A 20,891-nucleotide genomic window follows, 5' to 3' on the forward strand; every position below is an offset into this window, starting at 1 on the left:
TTACGATTTCGGAAACTCGTTGAGGAGCTGCGCCCAGATGATGGCGAAGGCGATCAGGCCGCAAAGGCCGACAGCGGTGGTAAAGCGCGGCAAACGGCCGATACCAACCAGCAGCCAGGCCGGCAGGAAGAACGCCCCGAAGACCATGCCCAACGGAAACACCGCGAGCCATTGAAAGCCGCTGCCGTCCCCGGGCGGGACATTCGCGATGTAATGGAAGGTGTAGAGCCAGAACAGCGTGCCGGTTGCCGCGATGAGTGCAGCGATCTTGCGGAAATTGAGGGGCGTTGACGCGGTCATGACCTGGTTCATAGGCCTTGGTCGCGACGGCGGCCATCCAAGTTCATGGCGTCTTGAACCGGACCGGGGACAGGAGCGACCACAGGTCTGGACATTCCCCGGACGAGCCATGGCCGCCCCTCTCTTGAACACCGTCTTCGAATTCGTCGATTTCGTATTCGATCTCTCCGAGACGATCGATCGCACGAGACAGCTGGGCAAGCCTGACATCGTCGAGGTTCCGCCGGACCCGAAGCCGCTGCCACCCGCCGCACGACGCGCGCTTGCCGAGGCCGAGGATCGTGAGCGCAAGCGGGACCAGGGCGCTCAGGCCGCCAGCGGCGCCGACCAGGCGTCGTAGCCGTAGACCCAGCTGGTATCGGTCCGCTCCTTCAGCCAGATATTTGCGCGAGAGGTCTCCTGCACCTTCGTCGTGCGCTGCTTGCGCGTCGCCTCGAAGCGGCGGAATGCATCCGCGACCCCGTCTCGATCGACACCGTCGAGACAGCGCGACAGCACGGCGGCGTCCTCGATCGCCATGGCCGCGCGTTGCGCCATGTAGGGCGTCATGGGGTGGCAGGCATCGCCGAGCAGCGTCACCTTGCCGTTGGTCCAGCGCTCCAGCGCATCGCGGTCCATGATCGCCCATTTGTGCACGTCGGGGCACGCCGCCAGCACCCGTCCGACCTGCGGATGAAAGCCCTCGAACGATGCGCGCAGGTCGCGCACGTCGCCCTTCGCCGACCAGGACTCGATGCGGAAATCCGGCTCTGGCTGGCTGGTGACGAGATAGACTTCGCTGCGGTCCGGCTTGACGTAGTAGATCACGATGTGGCGGTCCTCGCCCCACCATTTGGTGCAGTCGTCGATCCCTGCGCCGCCCAACATCGCGGCCGGATAGGTGGTGCGATAGGCGATGCGGCCGGTGAATTTGGCCGGCGCGGTGTCGAACAGGATATCGCGTACCGTCGAATGGACGCCGTCCGCGCCGATCACGGCATCGGCGACAGTGCTCGCGCCGTCGGCGAAACTCAGTCGGACACCGTCACGGGCTTCGTCGAGACCGACCAGCTTGTGGTTGAGGCGCACGCATTCGTCCGGGACCGCGCTCGCCAGCGCCGCATGCAGGTCGCCGCGATGGGCGAGCAGATAGGGCGCGCCGAATTTCTCCTCCGCGCTCTCGCCGAAGATCATGTCGAACTTGATGTCGCCGCTCTTCCAGTCGCGATTGTTCCACGAGCGCGGATAGAACGAGTGCTCGCGCATCCGCGTCTCGAGACCCAGCGCACGCAGGACTTTCATCGCGTTGCAGCCGATCTGGATGCCGGCGCCGATGCGTGCGAATTGGGAGGCCTGCTCGTAGACCATCACTTTGATGCCGACGCGCCGGAGCGCCGCGGCGGTCGCAAGTCCGCCCATGCCGGCCCCGACGATCGCAACCGAAAGCGGCCTTGCCATCGCGTCCCCCTCTCGCGCGGCTTGAATGCCGCGTCGTCTGTCTAGGCCGGCCGAAAACCCGCTTGCTCGAGTGCCGCACGCGCCTCATTCGAGCCGAGTGCATCAAGAAAGGCCCGCACGGCCGGCCGGCCCTTGCGCGCCGTTACCAGCGCGAAGTCATAATGCTCTTCGGCGAGCGGAATGAAACCGAGGCCGGCCGCATGGGCGACCGGCGCGATGGTCATGCCCCAATCGGCGCGGTGCTGCGCGACGGCCGCCGCCACTGCATTGTGCGAGCGCGGCTGGTTCCAATAGCCTTCCGGGCGCGCGCCGCCGAGCAGCCGGTCGATCAGGATGCGCGTGCCAGCGCCCTGGTTGCGGTTGACCATGATACAGGCGGGATCGGTGAGCGCGGCGGCGACGGCGTCCTTTGCACCGAGACCTTCGAAACGCTTGTCGCCGTTGCGGAAGACGATGCCCTGCATCCGCCGCCAGCCGGGGACGAGTTCGAGACCTTCGACGAGATAGGGCGTGTTGTAGGTCTCGCTTCTATCGTCGAACAGATGGATCGGCGCGAGATCGCATTCGCCGCGCTTCGCGGCTGCAAGCCCGCCGAGGCTGCCGACCGCGATCGAGCGCACGGTCAGGCCGGCATGTGCGAGCTGCGCGGTGACGAGATCGAGGCCGGTGCAATGGCTGCCGACGATGACGAGATCGGGCACGCGCACATGCGGCGTGAACAAGGTCACCTCGGCCTCGGTCCCGGCCGGCATCTGGTCGGCGAGCGCGTCGATGCGCAGGAAACCATCGGCCTGCGCGAACGACGTGATCGCACCTGATCCCTTGCCGGTGGGATAGGCGATCAGGCCGTCCCTGCCCTCGACCAGCGAGATCATGACGAATTCCGTGCGGCCGAGCTCGGAAGCAATGCGCACCGGCACGGTTGCGTTCACCTTCGCATCGGAGCGCGGCGGCAGTCCGGCCATCCTGCGCAGCACCGGCACAATCATGTCGTGGAAGGTGAACATCGCCGAGGTCGGAAAGCCTGGCAGGATCACCACCGGCTTGCCGTCGCAAACCGCAAGGCACAGCGGCTTGCCGGGTTTGAGCGCAACGCCATGCGCAATGATGCCGGGCGCGCCGAGCCGGCCGATGATGCGATGGGACAGATCGCCCGCACCCTTCGAGGTGCCGCCCGACAGCACCAGCATGTCGGCCTCCGCCAGCGCGTTGCGCATGGCGGCTTCGAGCTTGGCTTCATCATCGGGGATGGCGCCGAGGAAGACCGCCTCGCCACCATTCTCGTCGATCGCAGCCGTGACGATCGCACCATTGGTGTCGTAGATGTCGGCGGGCGCCAGCACCTCGCCGGGCTGGACCAATTCGTCGCCGGTGGAGATCACGGCCACGCGCGGTTTTCGCGCGACCGCTACCTCGGCGATGCCGCACGCCGCCAGCATGCCGATCTCGCGCGAACCGATGATCGTGCTCGCACGCAGCAGCGCTTCGCCGCGCGCAATGTCGGATCCGGCATAGGAGACGAATTGCCCGGGAGACGCGGCGCGACGAACCTCGATCGCATCCGCCCCCGCCGGCTGGGTATGTTCGACCATGACGACGGCATCGGCGCCGCGCGGCAGCGGACCGCCGGTGGCGATCGCCGTTGCCGACCCGGCCGCCACCTGCAGCATCGGGACGGTGCCGCAGTGGATGGTTTCGCCGTTCAGCACAAGGCGAACAGGCTTGCCTTCGCCCGCAGCAACGACATCCGCGGACCGCACGGCAATGCCGTCGACATTGGAGCGGTCGAACGGCGGAACATCGATCGGCGCCGTGACGTCTTCGGCGAGCGCCGCACCGAGCGCATCGGCGAGCTTGCGCATCTCGGTCGGAATCGGGCGCGGGAACAGCGCGGCGTCGAAGCGCGCCAGCGCCTCCTCGCGCGAGAGGATCTTGAGGAACTGCTCCTGTTCGAGCGCGCTGCGCTCTTGCGACCGCGGAATCATCGTCATGCCGGAACCCATATCATTCCCGCATCAGATAGGCATCGACCGGCGTGCCCGCCGCAAATCCCTCGTGGCTGGCGGGGACGAGCAGCCATGCATCGGCACGGGCCATCGCCTGGAGCGACCATTCGCCCACGGCAAGCGGCATCCACGCATGATGTTCCCAAGACAGCAGGGCCATTTCGGCGATGCCGACACCGGATGCGATCTTGCGCGCCAGCGGCAGGGTCACCCGTCGGCGCGGCCTGCGCGCCGACAATTGGTCGATGAGCGGCAGCACCAGTGCGAGCCAGGCCGCGAGCGCATGATCGGGCGAGCCGGGCAAGGCGACCACGGCAATCGGTCCGAGCCGCCCGACCGCGGCGGTCCGTCCAGGCTGGAGCGCAAGGCCATGGGCCAGCACCTGGCCGCGCCGGGCCAGCGCCGCAACAGCGGCATCCCGGCGGCCGACGCCGCTGCCACCGACCGTCAGCAATACATCGCAGGAAGAGGTATCCAGCGCCTCTGCAATCGATGCTTCATCGCGCGCGCCAGCCTCAAGCGTCTTCACATCCTGTCCCGCTGCGCGCGCAATGTCGGCGATCATCTGCGCCGTTGCCGTTGCACCCGGCACATTGACGATGCATAGACGGAGCCGCCGCACGCTGAGCTTCTCCACGCCCGCGACGCGCGCGATCAGCAGATCAGCCGCACTGATGGGATATCCCTCGGCCCCGGCGGGCGTGCGCGCGGCGACGTCGCTTCCCGCGCGCCTGACGCCCTGCCCCGGCACGCCCTCTGCCAACACCTGGGCCAGCGGCCCCGATAGCTCGACCGCGCCCGCATCGAGCACGCAGTCGCATCCCTCCGGCATCGCGTCGCCGGCATCGACCCACGCAGGGGCCATCGCCAGCGGCAGCGGCGAGTAGGCGGACGCACCGACGAGATCGTTGGCGGACAGCGCCCAGCCATCCGTCGCGGCGACGTCACGAGGCGGACAAGCCGCAAGCAGCGGAGTGCCCGCCGCGATGCAGCCGATCGCTTCCGCCGTCGGCAGCTCCACCGGCGCGACGGGATCAATGCCGCGCAGCAACTCGGCGAGCGCAGTGTCGAGCGGCGTGAGCGAGGACGGCAGGCGCTGGGTCATGCGCCATGATGGACCATGCATCGCCCGGTTTGGCAACCGCCGGCGCTGCCCGTCTCAGCCGCCCGACCTGTCCGAATTGGGGAAGAACAGCTGCTGCCCGTCGACCTTGTAGGCGGCGATCGCCGTCTGCCCCTCCGGCGAGGTCAGCCAGTCGATGAAGGTCTGCGCGAGGTCCTTCTTCACGTTCGAAAACTTCCCGGGATTCACCAGCATGACGCCGTACTGATTGAGCAGCCGCCTGTCGCCTTCGACGACGATGTCGAGATCGCCGCGATTGCCGAACGAGATCCAGCTGCCGCGATCGGACAGCACATAGGCGTTCGCGGCGCGCGCTGCGTCGAGAGCCGCGGTCATGCCCGGCCCGGCCTCGCGATACCAGGCGCCCTTGGCGGTCGCGATGTCGATACCGGCGACGATCCAGAGCGCGAGCTCCGCAGCATGGGTACCGGAGCGGTCACCGCGCGTCACGAAAGGCGAGCCCTTGGCCTCGATCGCCTTCAGCGCGGTCGCGATGTCCTTGCCCTTCACCGCGGCGGGATCGCTCTTCGGCCCGATCAGCACATAGTCGTTGTACATCACGTCGAGGCGCTTCACGCCAAAACCGTCGGAGACGAATTTCTCCTCCTGCGGGCGCGCATGCATCAGCACGACGTCGACCTCGCCCCTTCGCGCCCCGTCGAGCACCTCGTCGGCGCGTCGTGCGATCACCGTCACGTCGATGCCGGTCTTCTCGCGGAAGATCGGCAACAGATAATCGAGCAGACCGGATTCCTGCGTCGCCGACGTCGTCGCGAGGACGATGTCGCGGTCCTCCGCGGATGACGCCGCAACGCTTGCGGCAAGGCCGCAGAGAAGCGCGAATGCAACGGAGAGGCGGCGGACGGCCATGATCGGGTTCCCATTGGATTTGACGCGATCATGATGGCGACCGATTGCGCCGCACTCGTGACGCATCTGCTCCTTGCGCTCCGCGCTCGGGAAATTTCGGCAAAGCGCGCGCGCTTTGAGATCGTTCACCAAAGCAGAAATCGCGTGCGAGGATGTGTTGCAAAGCAGCGAGATGATCGGGCATGGTCCCCGCGGACATAAGTTACACCACCTGCGTCGAACGTCAAAAAGAAGCAAGAATTTGCATAGGAATGCAGGATGGAATTCCTGACGACCAGCGAAGCCGCCGACTATCTTCGGCTCGGCGAACGCAAGCTGTACGAACTCGTCACCACCGGTGCGATCCCCTGCACCAAGGTGACCGGGAAGTGGCTCTTCCCGCGGCACGAACTCGATCTCTGGGTGCTGTCGGGACTGGCCCGTCCGGCCGGCATGCTGATCGCGGAGCCGCCGCCGGTCGTCGGCGGCAGCCAGGACGAGCTTTTGGATTGGAGCCTGCGCGAATCCGGTTCGGGCCTGGGATCGATGAGCGAGGGCAGCGCGCGCGGGCTCGAGCGCCTGCAACGCAACGAGGTGATGGCCGCGGCGGTGCACTTCCATGCCCTGGACGCCGAAGGCAGTCTCGCCGGTGATGCCAGTGTCGAGGCGCTGCGGGCAGCTCCCGACCTGCATGATGCGGTGCTGGTCGCATTCGTGCGCCGCGAGCAGGGTCTCGTGCTGCCGCAAGGCAATCCCAAGCACCTGCACGGCCTGTCCGACGTGCTCGCCCTCGGCGCCAGGATGGCGATGCGACAACAAGGCACAGGCGCGCAGATGCTGCTCGACATGCTCCTGAAGCGCGGGGGCGCCGCGACACGGGATCTGCGCCGCGTGGAGGCGCCGGCCCTGACCGGCCCGGACCTCGCCGAGGTCGTCCGCGCCGGCCAGGCCGATTGCGGCATCGCAACGCGCGCGGCGGCGCGCTCGGCCGGCCTCGATTTCGTGCCGCTGGTCTGGGAGAACTTCGACCTCGCAATGCGGCAACGCAGCTATTTCCGCCCCGCCATGCAGGCCCTCTTCCGGCTCCTCGGCGAAAGGCGTCTACGGCAGCGCGCCGAGGAACTGACCGGTTACGACCCCTCGCCCGCGGGACAGATCCGCTTCGCGGCCTGACGTTGACGCCCACCCCCAAATAGTTGCAAAAGAAACCAATTCAGCCGGGCATACCCGGGCAACACCGGCCAACGAGCCGGATCAGGGAGGGACGAGCGTGAAGCCAATCAGATTTGGACTGCCGGTCGCGGCCGCCTTTGCAGCGACGTTCTTGGCGGCATCGCTGCTGCCGGGTGCGGCGTCGGCGCAGGTCTCCGACAACGTCGTCAAGATCGGCGTGCTCACCGACATGAACGGCCCGGCCTCCGCGCCGACCGGCCAGGGCTCGGTGACGGCGGCGCAGATGGCGATCGACGATTTCGGCGGCACTGTGCTCGGCAAGCCGATCAGCATCGTGATCGGCGACCACCAGCTCAAGGCCGACATCGGCGGCACGATCGCGCGGCGCTGGTACGACGTCGACCAGGTCGACCTGATCGTCGACGTGCCGGTCTCCGCGGTCGGGCTCGCGGTGCAGAACGTCGCCAACGAGAAGAAGCGGCTGTTCATCACCCACTCCACCGGCACCGCGGATTTCCACGGAAAATTCTGCTCGCCCTACGCGATCCAATGGGTGTTCGACACCCGCGCGCTCGCGGTCGGCACGGCGGACGCCGTGGTCAAGCGCGGCGGCGACAGCTGGTTCTTCATCACCGACGATTACGCCTTCGGCCATTCGCTGGAGCGCGACGCGTCCGCCGTCGTCACCGCCAATGGCGGCAAGGTGCTGGGCTCGGTGCGGCCGCCGCTGGCGACCCCGGACCTCTCCTCCTTCGTGCTCCAGGCGCAGGCCTCCAAGGCCAAGATCATCGGCATTGCCGCAGGCCCCCCCAACAACATGAACGAGATCAAGACCGGCTCGGAGTTCGGCGTGTTCAAGGGCGGCCAGCAGATGGCGGCGCTGCTGGCGCTGATCACCGACATCCACGGCCTCGGCCTGCAGGCAGCTCAAGGCCTGCTCCTGACCACGTCGTTCTATTGGGACATGGACGACAAGACCCGCGAATGGTCGAAGCGCTATTTCGCCAAGATGAACAAGATGCCGTCGATGTGGCAGGCCGGCGTCTATTCCAGCGTGATGCACTATCTCAACGCCATCAAGGAAGCCGGCACCGACGATCCGCTCAAGGTCGCCGCGAAGATGCGGGAAAAGCCGATCGAGGATTTCTTCGCCCGCAACGGCCGCCTGCGCGAGGACAATCTGATGGTGCACGACCTCTGGCTGGTGCAGGTGAAGACGCCGGAGGAAAGCAAATATCCGTGGGACTATTACAAGATCCTCACCACCATCTCCGGCGACAAGGCGTTCGGCCCGCCGGACCCGGCGTGCCCGCTGGTGAAGAAGTGACGGTCTCGCAAAGCACACAACTCGTCATGCCCGGGCTTGTCGCGGTGACGCGTGGATGGCCGGGTCAAGCCCGGCCATGACGGCGGCGGGTGTGGCCGCGTCCTACTTCACCACCCCGATCTCGCGAAAATATTTCATCACGCCGGGATGGATCAGCTCCACCTTCGGCGCGGCCGCGACCGTGTTCGACGCCGTCGTCTCGCAGGCCTGTGCGAGCTTCTTGCAGAACGTCACTTCTGCGCCATGCAGCGTCTTCGCCAGCCGATAGGCGACATCATCAGGCAAATCCTCGCGCGTGAGGACAAAGCTCCACGACCCCAGCGACGCGATCGGCTCGGCCTGCTTCGGATAGCTACCCGCCGGCACGAGCAGCGGCTTGAGGAACGCATGCTTGGCGCGGATGCGCGTGATCTCGTCAGCGCTGGGTGCGATGAAGCGTGCGCCTGACGCGCTCGATGCGACCGCGGCAAAGCCGGGCCAGCCGATGCCCGCGCCCCACAGCGCGGCGACGCGGCCATCCTCGACCATCGCGGGACCGTCGCCGGCGCGGTCGAGATAAACAGCCTTGAAGTCCTCGTCCTGCTTCAACCCGAGTCCATCCAGCACGTAGCGCGCCAGGATCGGCAGGCCCGAGCCCTTGGCGCCGAACGCGACCGGCTGTCCGACGAGATCGCGGATCGTCTTGTAGGGACTGTCCGCGCGCACCACGAACATGCCGGGGTTGGAATAGATCGCCGTGAGAATCTTGAGCCGCACGGGCGCGCGGCCGATGCCGGCAAAGGCTTCATAGGCCGGTTCGCCCGCGACCAGCGCGAGATCGAGCTCGCCCTTCTCCAGAAGCGGGATGTTCTCGTTGCTGCCCTTGGTGTTGCGGGGCGCGATGGAGATCTGCGGATCGGCCGCGTTCAGCACCTCCGCGAAGGCGTTGCCGTAGAGCGGAAAGCCGCCGCCGGGCGTCGCAGTGCCCAGACTGATTGTCGTCGTCGGAATGGCGTTGCCTCCGGTTTGAGCAGCGGCGGGACCGGCGAACAGCGCCGCAGCGAGAATGATGGTCGCGAATCTCATGGTGGTCCCTGACGAAACTGCGTCAACACCGACTTGCGACGATGTAGGCAGCAGCCCGATTTTGTGAAAGCATGCCCGCAACGACAATAGAACAATGGGAGGCGTCATGTTGCGAATTTTGCGTAACGGTGTTTTCGGGCTCGTCATTCTTGCATCACTTTTCAGCACCACCCCTCCCGCCTCCGCCGCCTATCCCGACCGTCCGGTGCACTGGCTGATCGGCTTTTCCGCCGGCGGCCCGGTCGACATCGTGGCGCGGATCATGGCGCAGTGGTTGTCGGACCGTCTCGGCCAGCAATTCATCGTCGAGAACCGCACCGGCTCCGGCGGCAACATCGCGGCCGCGGCTGCGATCAACGCAGCGCCCGACGGCTACACGCTGCTGTTCGTCGCGCCCAACAACGCGATCTCGACATCGCTCTACAAGAAGCTGCCGTTCGACTTCCTGCGCGACACCGTGCCGGTCGCCAGCATCATGCAGCTCACCAACATGCTGGTCGTCTCCAACGCGTTCCCCGCCAAGACGGTTCAGGAGTTCGTCGACTACTGCAAGGCCAATCCTGGAAAAATCTCCTTTGCCTCGTCGGGCAACGGCACCTCGGTGCACATGTCGGCCGAGCTGTTCAAGGTGATGACCAAATGCGACATGGTGCACGTGCCCTATCGCGGCTCGGCCATCGCCTTCCCCGACATCATCTCCAACAAGGTGCAGCTGATCTTCGACAATCTGCCGTCCGCGCTGGAGCAGGCGAAGGGCGGCAACGTCCGTGCGCTGGGCGTGACCTCGCCGCAGCGCTGGCCGAGCGTGCCCGACGTGCCCGCGATCGCCGAGACCGTGCCGGGTTTTGAAGCGGTCGGCTTCTACGGCATCTCCGCGCCGAAGGGCACGCCGCCCGAGGTGATCGAGATCCTCAACAAGGCCGTCGGCGAAGCGCTGAAGGACCCCAAGCTGGTCGCCCGCCTCGCGGAGACCGGCGGCCTCGCCAAGCCGATGACGCCGGCCGAGTTCGGCAAGCTGGTCACCGATGAAACCGAGAAGTGGCGCAAGGTGGTGGAGTTCGCGGGGGTGTCGGTGGATTAGGCACCGCCCCGCAGGGCCTGTCGCTCAAGGGCAGGACGTTTGAGGGGGCCGAGGGGCCCTCTCACAACAATAAGTGCGAAAACAACCCCATGCACAGTAGAAGACATGAGCAATCACAGGGGGTTACGGAAGCGGAAAAGCCGGACCCGGCCGACGACCGCAAGGCCATTTGACACGTCGGGCAAAACACTGGCAGAATGCCATTATTCCGAATTCCAGCGATCGCCCGGGAGCAATGCATGCCGCGCAGCCCCGGCGTTCCGGCTTGGTCAGGGCAGTTCTATTTGGCGCGTTGTCCTGACGCGAGCCGATGAGCACTCGCTTGAAATCGCTTGAAATCGCTTGAGGATTGCACGCCCGCCTCGGTCCCTGTAAACGAACCGCGCACCGTTGCCGGCCGCGCGAAGCGGCCGCCTCGCGGCGGGGCCTGTAGCTCAATGGTTAGAGCCGGCCGCTCATAACGGTCTGGTTGCAGGTTCGAGTCCTGCCGGGCCCACCAATGAGATCAGAGGCTTATAGCCAGCACCGCACAAGCCGGAAAATCGCCGCTACAGCTATCGCCACAGATACGTGCTCTGTCCGTTCCGGTGCCAATACTGGACGAGCCTGGTTGGACGGTTCTTGCTTTTCGATCTCGCGAGCTCTCACGACGCTGGGCAGCGCCATAACTACTCTTTGGTCGATAATAGGCACGGGCGTACGAACGATTAACGACTCAACTTTATTCCATCCGACGTGACGATCTGTGCGCTAGGTAAGATGTTGCTTTGGGATGGGCTGCGCGTAGTAGTCGCGAGCCTGGCGACAGTGTGTATCGCTGGTGTCCTCTACCTCATTGCAACCCATGCGCAATCTGAAAAGCGAACGTTCGTCGAAGCATCAACAAAGCCAAGCTGCCTGCCCAGCCACTGCCGGGCGAAAGCACCCGGCGGTCGATATTCCGTCCCGGATCTGCCGTGAGATGGATCATTCCTGATTGCTTCACCTGCGTAGGCCCGCGTCCCTGTGAACCGCTATTTCACGGCGATCCGCGCTGAGCTCGAAACAATGTTGGCCTTTTGCGTGAGATGAGACAGCGCCCTTTCAAGACATCATCGTCATTGATTCGGTTCGCCTGACTTCACCACCTGTTCGAGCTGGTCAAGTATATCGGGCGACAATTTCGGTGCATGTTTGAGAAGAGAGGAGTAGAAGCCGTGCAAGTCCGCGTCACCTAAAATCCACTCAACTTGGTTGTTCGTCTGCGCGATGCGCATCAACTCCTCGATCTGGGTAGGCGAAAAGTCGGTGTGTTTCGCGAGTTTCGCTATCACCAAATGGGTGGTTGCGAAGGTCCGGCTCTCACAGAGTTCGGCTATGTGAAGATCCCGCTCAATGTCGCTCGCTATCTTGATGGCCGGAAAGTTGAGTTTAAAAAAATCTGAGATCCGCGTATAAAAATGAATGCTTGCCTGCTTTCGATCTTCCCACTCAAAAGCTAGGAACTCGCTCATTTCTGGCGGCGAGAGATGGGAGCGGTAGTCTCTGTCTTCGGACACAAAGTGAACTGATGTTCTATCCGCGATTTTCGAAAGCAGACATTCCCAGTTAACTGCGTCGCCCAGCGACCCTTCTTTTCCCGGCGGGTTACCGAGTCGCGAGCGTTTGAGAGCTTGAAGATAAATTTCCTCGGTCACCTCAATGATCGTGGCCTTTCCAAATAGTTCGTCCACCAGCGCATCCGCCTTCAATTTTGCGCCCGCTGCATCTGCCGTGATAGCTTCCACCAATTGCGCGCGCTTCTTATTAGCGTCATCGAGCAGCGTCCGCAGCTCCGTGTATTCTCGATAGTCCTTAGCGAAAGCTGGATATGAGACTTTGAGCACTGGCTCCTGCAACCGCTTCATGGCGTCTACTATCTTTGTAGCTCGATTGCGCAGAAACTCATTTCTCACCTGATCCGTCAATGTAAGCTTGATCTCCTTTTTGTCGACCAGGGCCACCAGCTTGCGTAGCTCTTCCAGATCCTCACTGGTCAGATGGTAGAACGAAAGCAGGATGTTTGTGTCGACAAAGAGTGTGATCATAGGCTGAATGCCGGGCCCTAATTATCGATTTCTACCTCATGTTGTTTGCGCGCGGGAAGAATAATCAATGGCAAGTGAGACGATTGCGCGAGGGGTGAGAAGATAAAAAGTAGGCCCGAGCGCCCCGCAGGTTGGAAGGAACTTTCCGGTAACGAGCCGACATGTCCCGCCGAAGATTGGCCGTCTCACGAAACCGCTGCCTTTTGATTTCGAACTAGCGTCCCGACCGGTGCTATCTGTTGACCGACCGAACGCAATTTTTCCGTTAGAACTGTGAACAGCATCACAAATGCCAGATTGTCGTCAGTGTTATCTACTCTGCAACCAGTAGTGGACATTTAATCAGCTGTTGTTTTGCCGCACGAAGTCCGTCCGTCACGCGGACTATAGGCTTGCAAGGACGTCCACAGCGACATCAGAACTCTTGTGACTTCGACTGCGGTCAGAGCCATGACCGTGCCAAGGAGCCCATGGAAGCGTAAGATCAGCAAACTGTTGCGGCGGGAGGCTGCAATGCATTCTTATCGGCTTTCAATAATTTTTTGTCTTCTTTTAGCGTTCAGTGGATTTGGAACGGACGCTCAATGCGGTCCCTTAGGTTGGCTTTCGAAGGGCTCCAAAGCGACCCGTAGTACAGCGACCGTTGTCAGTGGAGCAACCCTGCGTAGCTTGTCCAAGCGAGAAGCCATGCTTCTCGCGGGTGGCGCTGCCGTTTTCGTCGATGTGCAGGGTTCGCAAGTAATCGTAGAGGGAATTTCGAACGCGGCACGGGCGGTCGTCAATCTATCCGACGATGTGGTACGGGCGGCCCGAGGGGTCATCGATGACATAGGCGGAATGCGCGTCAACCCCAAGCGTTATGCGATGACCCTCGAGACGGCCAACTTGCTAGGCAACAAGATCGACGATCTCGCCAAGGACGGCCAAGTCTTTGTTGTCGAGAGTGGATTTGGCGCAGTTCCGCTGCGCATTCTTCCCCTCGGCAACGGTACATTGGGACGTTTCCGGGAAGTGAGCCCAGGGCTTATTGTGCGACTGGATCAGCAAATGACGGAAGAGGTTGTCGAGCTTCTAAAAAGTCCGGTGCAAACGGAGCGGATCCGTGTCGCCGCTTTCTTTGATGGCAGCGACGTCGACAGCATCAAACGGTTGGCCGATGCTGCTGGCGATAAACTGACCGAAGGCCGGCTTCTTGTCGATGCCAGTGGAAAGATCGCGCTGCCTTACCGCAGCGGTGACGTCGTCATAGCCATCGGACATGTCGAAGATGGCAGTTTTGTCGCCAGATCAGCCGGAGGAAATGTCACTCAGCGAATTGCGATTGCCGAACTCGAAGCGGCCGCTGACGATGCCGGCGTAACGGTTCTGACTGCCGGTTGCAGTTGCGTTCGTGCTACCGGTCGCAGCGGCTTCGTAGATTCGGTCACAGACGTCGGCATTTCGGCTTCCCTATCAGAGGCGATGAATGCCAAATCATATGCGCAGATGCTCGGTGCATTTGGCCGCAGCGAATCTCCGTACGTGATCACCGGACCCGCGATGAATAAGCTCGCTGAGCATCGTGTGCTCGAACTTGAGCAACTGGTTCGCCACGAGAAAGCAGTCAACACGGGTGCCTTTTCGCTCCGACTAGTGAGGTTCATCGAGGCCGAGGGAATTGTGCAATATCTCATTCCGTGGTGGGGCTTCGGAATCGTTGCATTCACATTCATGTTTCGTCGTAACAGGGCTGCGTACCTTAGACTGTTTCCGATTGTTCCGAATCCTCGACTGCATCCGACGTGGTCGATTGTGGTTAAATGTGGCCGGGAAATATTGTTTTTTGTCGTCGCCCCCCTAATTAGCGCGCTTGTTGCAATCAGCTTCCTATTTGGCGGTTGGTCGTTTCGCGATTTCCTTCATGAACACTTATGGTCCGCATTCCTACGGCCTTTGCATTTTGTGATCTCTACGATCTTTTTTGTTGCGTTCATCGCGCTTCGCCTAGGGCTAATTGTGGCATTCTGCCTTCCGGCAGTGCTTGCACTCGCGGAATTAGCTTTTTCGTTCGAGCGCTACCCAACTTATGTCTTAGTGGTCGCTAGCGTTCTGATGATTCCCTATGCTGTTCTAGCTTGGCGGACGGTAAAGCACCTACCCGGCTGGCTGGTCGACTGGATTTCCGAAAAGAATTGGCCTGTTATCGGTCGGGTTGCCGTCATCGTCATTGCTGCGTTCCTCATCCCGGGCACCATAAGTGCTGTGACGTCACTTGGCGGTATGCTGTTTCAAATGACGCGCTTGCCGGCCCCAACGACGAAGTCGGCAACGGAAGCTGAAGCTCGGCTGGACTGCGAGAATCATCCTGCATCGGCGACCGTTTGCAAGGCGGTTCAAAGAGATGTGAGCGACTAGATGGAAAATTTCGACGGCGCGGCGCATCTCTCCGTTCGCTCAATAGCCAATCTCGTGGCGAGCGAAACGCCAGCGGAGTTGGCTCGCTTGCGCACGCTCTTTCCAGAACAGAAAGGGCTGTTTGACACCTCGTTTGTACTCGGCGACGAGACCTCCCAGTCTGAGCTGCACGACGGACGCCGGGCCGAGGCTTTGCGAGCTTTTGCAGAGGCTGGCATAGCCGCAGCCGAAAGCCGACTGTCCAAGGTCATCAAGGCGCTTGTGCTTCAGATAAAGCGGGCCCGGACGATAAAGCTCGTCAGCGCGATCGCAGCGGCGATCTCTAGTGTTGGAGTGATCTCGGCGCTCGCTCTCGACAAGAGGCACGTGGCGATCGCGACGGCCGTGGTAAGCTTGGCTGCGTCTGTCGCTTCGATCATAGGAGAGCACCTTGAACAGCCGCTTACGGGGACACAAAAGGCCCTTAGCGACTTGCTTGTGTCCGCGCTCCGCGCCGAGTCGAAAGTCGCGGATATCAAAATCAGCCTGCTAACGGACGATCTGAGTCCGCCTGAGAACTTGCTGTCGTTGGTGAGACAAATGAACGAAGTAGCGGCTCAGATACGGGAAATTGTTGTCTTTGGCGGGATAAGCGAGCCCTAACTAGCTTGAGGCGTCGTATGTTTGAGGGCCGACGCTCACATTGGAATAGCTGAACCAGTGGCATCTTAGACACACCTTGTCGCTTCACGTCAGCATCAAGATAATCAGCAGATATGCTGATCGTTGAACCGGATGAATTCTGTAACCCCAGACGCGCTTGACATAGATCAAAGCGCCGAAGTCAGAGACTCGAACGAGATCGACTGTGGTGCACCGAAGGTGCACGGAGTGATTTTCTGGTCATTCGACTTGGCGGGCTCCGGTTTCTCCGCCGGAATCCGACCATCCGGATCTATTTTCAGATACTCACCGCGATCGATGTTGAAAGCCATGGTGCTGAGCAGCGCCAAGCGTTGTCTCATAAGCCCTGTTGGGCCCAAACAAGGGAGCCGCGCCGCCAGGGCGTACTAGGCCCATTCTGCCTGCTGGCGTCAGTTCGCAGTCGTTCAACACATCCCGATCGGGATATTGCGCCTGAAACAAATTTGGATGTTGAGTCGCCCACAACGGGCACTGGGCACTCGCAGAACTTATCACGCCAACCGACATAATCGCTGCAATAACAAAAGTCCTGAATCCATCCATAGTCGTGCTCCAAACGGCTGTTGTTTTCGTGCGGAGCATTCGCGCTGGCTCGAATTGCCTGCTCTATTGAATGCGTTTCCTTCGAATTTCTTGGATAAGCATGAGGTAGGTATGCGCTCGGAAAAAACACGCGGTGAATAATCACGGCTGTGCGAACGGCAAATCGGTATGCTCACGATAGCGTGACGCACACCCGCATCCCGCCAAAGTCGCTGCAGCATCGAGGCTCTCCACTCGCTCGTAGACTCAGCCCCTTCAGTTGACTGTCCAGGCGATCTCGCTGCGCCGACAGCACCCTGAGAGGCGTCGATCAGGAAGCCGCCGACGCGGGGCGAAGCCCCAGCCGCTAGCCTGCGGCAACTGGTTGATGGGAAGACTCGCAGCTTGACCGTTGGTGCCAAGGCTTGATAATGTAGCATCCACTACATCATAGGCCACCTCATGTCGGATGACGAACTTCGCAGTATCTTGATCAATTTCGGCATCCGCCCGACCAGACACGTGTCTCTCTGATCGACTAGCTGCTGGGAAGCGAGAGGCGACCGGCCACCATCAAGTCCATCGTGAAGCATGTTCAGGACAATCGTCGGCCGATCTCGCGGGCAACAGTCCTCAAAAGCTTGCGCGCGTTCGAACGATCCTGATTGATGAGCAGCTGCGTCGCAATGGGGTCCAGGGAAACCTGTTTCACGCTTAACCAGCTACCCGCTGGCGGCAGCAAAGAGGACGGCCGCTAGAGCATGATCCGGAAAGTGTGCAGCGGTTTCCACGGAACGCGTTTGCGCGGAGATCATGCTCAAATGAAAACCTAAAGCGCGATGACGATTCATCCTAATCTCGTCGCGCTTTAGGGCTGCATCCACGGCGAGCGGGGCCTGGCACGCATCTCGCTGCAGCGAAGGCCTCCCTTAACTCGCCTTCTTGATCCGCGATCCCTTGAGGAAATCCGAGAAGGCCTTGAGGGTCGCCTCCGAGACATGGTGTTCGATGCCTTCGGCATCGGCTTCGGCGGCCTCCCTTGGCACGCCGAGCGCGAGCAGCACTTCGAGAACAAGACGATGGCGCGCGCGCACGCGCCTTGCGAGCGCCTCGCCTTTCTCGGTCAGGAAAATGCCGCGGTAGGGGCGCGCCGTGGCGAGATCCTCGCGCTTCAGCCGCGCGATCGTGTTGATCGCGGTGGGATGCGACACCCCGAGACGTCGCGCGATGTCGGTGGCGCGCGCCTCACCTGTCGATTCGATCAGATCGGCGATCAGCTCGACATAGTCCTCCAGGATGGCCGTCGACCGCGCGGTGCGGGCTTTGCCAAAACGCCGCGCCTGCGCCTGTTCGGTCGGGAGGGCATGGAGCGAGGCCTTGCGAGCAGGTGAAGCCTTCCGGCTCATGGGAGAATCCGCGTTCATGGCTGACCGACCATGGGCTCCCCGGCAGGACATTGCAAGCCGGCGATTTTTCCTGTCGCCTTCCTGCAACAGCTTCGCAATTGCAACAGCCCCACCTTGACATCGTAGCCAATGCCTCTCAATTGTAGCCTTAGCTACATATTGGTGTACTTGATAAGGCGCGTTGGAGGTCGGGGATGCGTGTTTGCGTTGCTCGTCGGGCCCTATTGGGCACGACGTCGGTTGCCTTGATCTGCTTGCACGGGATCGCGGCAGCCCAGCAGGCCGCCCCGCCCTCGACCGACAGTCCGTCCGGGTCGCCCGCAACCCAGTCCCAGCCGCCCGCGACGCCGGATGCATCGAACGCGCGGCCATCCGCAGCTCCCGCGCCAGTCCCCACGACGTCCGATTCCCCATCCCCCGCCGCTGCGACGCAGCCATCAGCGCCCGCGCCATCATCGCCGGCACAGGCCAACAGTCCGGCGGAAATCGAAATTCCCCAGGTGACGGTCGAGGGCCGGCAGCCCAGGGCGACGCGCCGCACCACCCGCAACGAGCCGACGGGCCGACCCACCACGTCGCGCGCCGCACCGGCGCCAGTCGCGCCATCCGCGGTCACATCCGCCACCCCGCCCTTCGCACCGTCAGCGCTGACCGGCGACCAGATTCAGGCAAGCACCAGCACGAGCTTCGGAAATCTGTTCTTCACCGCCCCCGGGGCAACCTCGGCCGGCCTGTCGACCCAGTCATCACGCCCTGTTCTCCGCGGCCTGTCTGACGCCAAGGTCCGAATCCAGGAAAACGGCATCGGCAGTGTCGACGTCTCCGACATCGCGCAGGATCATGGCGTGCCGCTTGATCCGCTGGCGCTGCAGAAAACCGAGGTGTTTCGCGGACCGGGCGCGCTGCGCTTCGGCACGCAGGCGGTCGGCGGCATCGTCGACGTCACCAACAACCGGATTCCGACCGCCGCGCCGGTCGGCGGAATGGCCGCGGAGCTGCGGTCGGCCGTCACCTCGGTCGACAACGGTTGGGAGAGCGGCCTGCTGCTGGATGCCGGCGCCGGTAACGTGGCCGTGCACGCCGACGTCTATGGCCGCGGTGGCCAGGACTATCGAATCCCGAGCTACCCGTATCTCGTGCCGCCCAGCCCGGCGCCCGCTTTCAACGGGCGGCAGCCGAACTCGGCGATGCAGAGCGCGGGCGCGGCGATCGGCGGCTCCTATCTGTTCGACGGCGGCTATGTCGGCCTGTCGATCTCCCGCTTCACCAGCGATTATCACGTCCCCGGCATCGCGTCGGCCGAGAGCCAACAGCACAACGATCTCGAGCAGACCAAGATCATGAGCAAGGGCGAATACCGCCCCGATGCCGTCGCGTTCGCCGCCGTACGCTACTGGCTCGGCTACTCCGACTATCGGCACGACGAGGTCGACGTCAACCAGACCGCTTTCGGGACTTTCCAGACCATCGGCGCGACGTTCAAGAACCGCGCGACCGAAGGCAAGGTCGAGGTGGAGAGCCAGCCGGTGGTGACGCCGCTCGGCGCGCTGACCAGCATCGTCGGCGTGCAGGGCGCCTACCAGCGCCTCGACACGCTCGGCCAGGCCATCCTGCTCCCGGCGCAGACCACGACCGCCGCCGGATATTTCTTCGAGGAAATGAGACACACCGATACGCTGCGAACCCAGTTCGCCGGGCGTATCGAATCCGTCGACGTCGCCGGCACCTCATTCGGATTCCCGTCGAACAATCTGCCGCCGCCGGCCCTGCCGACGAGCTCGGCGTCCCGCTCCGACTTCCTGCCGACCAGCCTCAGCGTCGGCGTGATCAAGGATCTTCCGTCGTATCTTCAGGCGAGCTTGACCTTGCAGCGCATCCAGCGTGCGCCGCGCGCGCTCGAACTGTTCGCGAGCGGTCCGGACGATTCGGAGAAGACCTTCAAGATCGGCAATCCCGACCTGACGCTCGAGACCGCCAACACCGCGGAAATCGGCCTGAAGCGGACCCGCGGCGAGGTCAGGTTCGATGCGAACCTGTACTACACCCGCTACGACAAGTTCATCTTCGGCCAGTCGACCGGCAATTTCTGCGGCGCGACGTTTGCGACCTGCGCCGCGGGCGGCACCGGCGACTACATCCAGGTCGCCTACTCCCAGCGCGACGCGATCTTCCGCGGCGGCGAATTGTCCTGGCAATGGGATGTCTCCCCCCTCTCCGGCGGCATCTTCGGACTGGAAGGCCAGTTCGACATGGTGCGCGCCACCTTCACCGACGGCACCAACGTGCCGCGCATTCCGCCGATGCGGCTCGGTGGCGGCGTCTATTGGCGCAGCGACGAATGGTACGCGCGGCTGAACCTGCTGCACGCCTTCAGGCAGAACGATTTTGCACAATTCGACACGCCAACCGACGGCTACAACCTGCTCAAGTTCCAGCTCGAGCACCGGCAGCGCTGGAAGGATTCGCCCTGGGGCGCGGTGGAAGTGGCGACCGGGCTGATCGGCGACAATCTGCTCAACGCCGACATCCGCAACTCCGTGCAGTTCCACAAGGACGAGATCCTGCAGCCGGGCCGCACCGTCAAGCTGTTCCTCAATGTCAAATACGGCGCCGACGCGCCGGCGAACACGAGAATTGGCGCCGCACGCGCGCAGGACACGCCATCGATCTTCCGCAAGGCGCCCCCGACCGCCTCATGGGACTGGAGTGGCTTCTACGCCGGCGGCAACGCCGGATATTCATGGGGCGCCGCCAAGACCTATGCGGGCTTCATCGACAATGCGAGCCAGATCCCGCTCGACGGCGACCGCCCGAGTGCCGGGCTCGACCATGCGGGGCTCGGCGTTCAGGCCGGTTACAACTGGACGATGGGACGGATGGTGGCGGGCATCGAAGGCGATTTCGTCTACGCGGGCCAGCGCGGCCAGTCGTCGACCACGTGCCCGACAGCGGCCTGCAACGCGGCGCTGCTTCCGCTTGATGCCCCGATGACGGCCAACATGAACTATCGGCTCGACTGGATGGCCTCATTGCGCGGCCGCGTCGGCGTTGCGGTCACGCCCAACAGCCTCGCCTACGTCACGGCCGGCGTGCCGTTCGGGACCGTGAGCTCGTCCGGAACGGTGTCGGGCTTCACCACCACCGGTGCTGCGACGACGACGCCCTTCAATGTCGACACGTTCCGCTTCGGCTGGGCAGTCGGCGCGGGACTGGAAAGCCGGCTGTTCGGCAACTGGACCGGACGGATCGAGTATCTGCACGCCGATCTCGGCTCATTCCGTGCCGCGCCGAACATGGCCGCCGGGATGGCGACGTCATTCGATTCCGACGCGCAGGTCAGAACCGATGCGATCCGCCTCGGCGTAAACTATAAGTTCGGCGCCGCGATCGCCGGAGAGTAAAGCGGGATCAGGTTCGATTGGACCTGCGCCCCATCTCTGCTGCCGTTCAAAATTCAC

Annotated in this window: 16 protein-coding genes and 1 tRNA gene; 8 read left to right on the forward strand and 9 right to left on the reverse strand. The window is 62.9% G+C overall.

The window, feature by feature from the left end; genetic code table 11:
• On the reverse strand, nt 1–300 hold the full coding sequence (locus NLM27_RS24020) for a hypothetical protein (RefSeq protein WP_254145688.1): 300 nt from the start codon (nt 298–300) through the stop codon (nt 1–3).
• Nucleotides 301–409: 109 nt separating this feature from the next.
• On the opposite strand from NLM27_RS24020, the gene NLM27_RS24025 reads away from it, so the two are divergent.
• Nucleotides 410–640 carry a hypothetical protein gene (locus NLM27_RS24025; RefSeq protein ID WP_254145689.1) on the forward strand — a complete coding sequence of 77 codons (231 nt, stop codon included), beginning with the start codon at nt 410–412 and terminating at the stop codon, nt 638–640.
• Here NLM27_RS24025 and NLM27_RS24030 read toward each other — a convergent pair.
• Genes NLM27_RS24030 through NLM27_RS24045 form a run of 4 tightly spaced genes read right to left on the reverse strand, consistent with a single transcriptional unit; the run spans nt 607 to nt 5,736 of the window.
• The gene (locus tag NLM27_RS24030) at nt 607–1,737 is read right to left on the reverse strand and encodes an FAD-dependent monooxygenase (protein ID WP_254145690.1); all 1,131 of its coding nucleotides are present in this window, start codon (nt 1,735–1,737) and stop codon (nt 607–609) included. The genes NLM27_RS24025 and NLM27_RS24030 overlap by 34 nt on opposite strands.
• A 41-nt stretch (nt 1,738–1,778) precedes the next feature.
• Nucleotides 1,779–3,728, reverse strand: a complete 1,950-nt coding sequence (locus NLM27_RS24035) for a molybdopterin biosynthesis protein (protein ID WP_254145691.1) — start codon at nt 3,726–3,728, stop codon at nt 1,779–1,781.
• A 13-nt stretch (nt 3,729–3,741) separates the two neighbouring features.
• The gene (locus NLM27_RS24040) at nt 3,742–4,848 is read right to left on the reverse strand and encodes a molybdopterin-binding protein (protein WP_254145692.1); all 1,107 of its coding nucleotides are present in this window, start codon (nt 4,846–4,848) and stop codon (nt 3,742–3,744) included.
• Between the two features lie 54 nt (nt 4,849–4,902).
• Nucleotides 4,903–5,736, reverse strand: coding sequence for a substrate-binding domain-containing protein (locus NLM27_RS24045; protein WP_254145693.1), 834 nt, complete (start codon nt 5,734–5,736; stop codon nt 4,903–4,905).
• 258 nt (nt 5,737–5,994) lie between these two features.
• On the opposite strand from NLM27_RS24045, the gene NLM27_RS24050 reads away from it, so the two are divergent.
• Together NLM27_RS24050 and NLM27_RS24055 are read left to right on the forward strand one after the other, a co-directional pair.
• On the forward strand, nt 5,995–6,888 hold the full coding sequence (locus NLM27_RS24050) for a helix-turn-helix transcriptional regulator (RefSeq protein ID WP_254145694.1): 894 nt from the start codon (nt 5,995–5,997) through the stop codon (nt 6,886–6,888).
• 97 nt (nt 6,889–6,985) lie between these two features.
• The gene (locus NLM27_RS24055) at nt 6,986–8,215 is read left to right on the forward strand and encodes an ABC transporter substrate-binding protein (protein ID WP_254145695.1); all 1,230 of its coding nucleotides are present in this window, start codon (nt 6,986–6,988) and stop codon (nt 8,213–8,215) included.
• A gap of 102 nt (nt 8,216–8,317) precedes the next feature.
• On the opposite strand, the gene NLM27_RS24060 is transcribed toward NLM27_RS24055, so the two are convergent.
• A complete protein-coding gene (locus NLM27_RS24060) occupies nt 8,318–9,280 on the reverse strand; it encodes a TAXI family TRAP transporter solute-binding subunit (RefSeq protein WP_254145696.1) in 963 nt (320 codons plus the stop codon).
• A 106-nt stretch (nt 9,281–9,386) separates the two neighbouring features.
• Here NLM27_RS24060 and NLM27_RS24065 point away from each other — a divergent pair, with 106 nt between their 5' ends.
• Both NLM27_RS24065 and NLM27_RS24070 read left to right on the forward strand, forming a co-directional pair.
• Nucleotides 9,387–10,361, forward strand: a complete 975-nt coding sequence (locus NLM27_RS24065) for a tripartite tricarboxylate transporter substrate binding protein (protein ID WP_254145697.1) — start codon at nt 9,387–9,389, stop codon at nt 10,359–10,361.
• A 423-nt stretch (nt 10,362–10,784) separates the two neighbouring features.
• Nucleotides 10,785–10,860: transfer RNA gene (locus NLM27_RS24070), tRNA-Ile, on the forward strand.
• 598 nt (nt 10,861–11,458) lie between these two features.
• On the opposite strand, the gene NLM27_RS24075 is transcribed toward NLM27_RS24070, so the two are convergent.
• On the reverse strand, nt 11,459–12,427 hold the full coding sequence (locus NLM27_RS24075; RefSeq protein WP_254145698.1) for a PIN domain-containing protein: 969 nt from the start codon (nt 12,425–12,427) through the stop codon (nt 11,459–11,461).
• A 687-nt stretch (nt 12,428–13,114) separates the two neighbouring features.
• On the opposite strand from NLM27_RS24075, the gene NLM27_RS24080 reads away from it, so the two are divergent.
• Both NLM27_RS24080 and NLM27_RS24085 read left to right on the forward strand, forming a co-directional pair.
• Nucleotides 13,115–14,821, forward strand: a complete 1,707-nt coding sequence (locus NLM27_RS24080; RefSeq protein ID WP_254145699.1) for a hypothetical protein — start codon at nt 13,115–13,117, stop codon at nt 14,819–14,821.
• Entirely contained in the window at nt 14,822–15,463 is a 642-nt protein-coding gene (locus NLM27_RS24085) for a hypothetical protein (protein ID WP_254145700.1), read from the forward strand. It abuts the gene before it with no gap.
• A gap of 167 nt (nt 15,464–15,630) precedes the next feature.
• Here NLM27_RS24085 and NLM27_RS24090 read toward each other — a convergent pair whose 3' ends face one another.
• Together NLM27_RS24090 and mntR are read right to left on the reverse strand one after the other, a co-directional pair.
• Nucleotides 15,631–15,813 (reverse strand): hypothetical protein, encoded by a 183-nt coding sequence (locus NLM27_RS24090; protein ID WP_254145701.1) that lies wholly within the window; start codon nt 15,811–15,813, stop codon nt 15,631–15,633.
• Nucleotides 15,814–16,956: 1,143 nt separating this feature from the next.
• Entirely contained in the window at nt 16,957–17,433 is a 477-nt protein-coding gene (gene mntR, locus NLM27_RS24095) for a manganese-binding transcriptional regulator MntR (RefSeq protein ID WP_254145702.1), read from the reverse strand.
• 500 nt (nt 17,434–17,933) lie between these two features.
• Between mntR and NLM27_RS24100 the strand changes: the two genes are divergently transcribed.
• Complete coding sequence (locus tag NLM27_RS24100; RefSeq protein WP_254145703.1) at nt 17,934–20,834, forward strand: TonB-dependent receptor domain-containing protein; 2,901 nt, start codon at nt 17,934–17,936, stop codon at nt 20,832–20,834.
• The last annotated feature ends 57 nt before the right edge of the window (nt 20,835–20,891 follow it).

This window comes from Bradyrhizobium sp. CCGB12 (assembly GCF_024199845.1).
GTDB lineage: Bacteria > Pseudomonadota > Alphaproteobacteria > Rhizobiales > Xanthobacteraceae > Bradyrhizobium.

Excerpts from the sequence above, each read along its gene's own strand:
- NLM27_RS24040 (WP_254145692.1), bottom strand. The coding sequence starts at position 4,848 with ATGACCCAGCGCCTGCCGTCCTCGCTCACGCCGCTCGACACTGCGCTC.
- NLM27_RS24035 (WP_254145691.1), bottom strand. The coding sequence starts at position 3,728 with ATGACGATGATTCCGCGGTCGCAAGAGCGCAGCGCGCTCGAACAGGAG.
- mntR (WP_254145702.1), bottom strand. The coding sequence starts at position 17,433 with ATGAGCCGGAAGGCTTCACCTGCTCGCAAGGCCTCGCTCCATGCCCTC.
- NLM27_RS24045 (WP_254145693.1), bottom strand. The coding sequence starts at position 5,736 with ATGGCCGTCCGCCGCCTCTCCGTTGCATTCGCGCTTCTCTGCGGCCTT.
- NLM27_RS24050 (WP_254145694.1), top strand. The coding sequence starts at position 5,995 with ATGGAATTCCTGACGACCAGCGAAGCCGCCGACTATCTTCGGCTCGGC.
- NLM27_RS24030 (WP_254145690.1), bottom strand. The coding sequence starts at position 1,737 with ATGGCAAGGCCGCTTTCGGTTGCGATCGTCGGGGCCGGCATGGGCGGA.
- NLM27_RS24060 (WP_254145696.1), bottom strand. The coding sequence starts at position 9,280 with ATGAGATTCGCGACCATCATTCTCGCTGCGGCGCTGTTCGCCGGTCCC.
- NLM27_RS24075 (WP_254145698.1), bottom strand. The coding sequence starts at position 12,427 with ATGATCACACTCTTTGTCGACACAAACATCCTGCTTTCGTTCTACCAT.
- NLM27_RS24025 (WP_254145689.1), top strand. The coding sequence starts at position 410 with ATGGCCGCCCCTCTCTTGAACACCGTCTTCGAATTCGTCGATTTCGTA.
- NLM27_RS24065 (WP_254145697.1), top strand. The coding sequence starts at position 9,387 with ATGTTGCGAATTTTGCGTAACGGTGTTTTCGGGCTCGTCATTCTTGCA.
- NLM27_RS24080 (WP_254145699.1), top strand. The coding sequence starts at position 13,115 with ATGCTTCTCGCGGGTGGCGCTGCCGTTTTCGTCGATGTGCAGGGTTCG.
- NLM27_RS24085 (WP_254145700.1), top strand. The coding sequence starts at position 14,822 with ATGGAAAATTTCGACGGCGCGGCGCATCTCTCCGTTCGCTCAATAGCC.
- NLM27_RS24020 (WP_254145688.1), bottom strand. The coding sequence starts at position 300 with ATGACCGCGTCAACGCCCCTCAATTTCCGCAAGATCGCTGCACTCATC.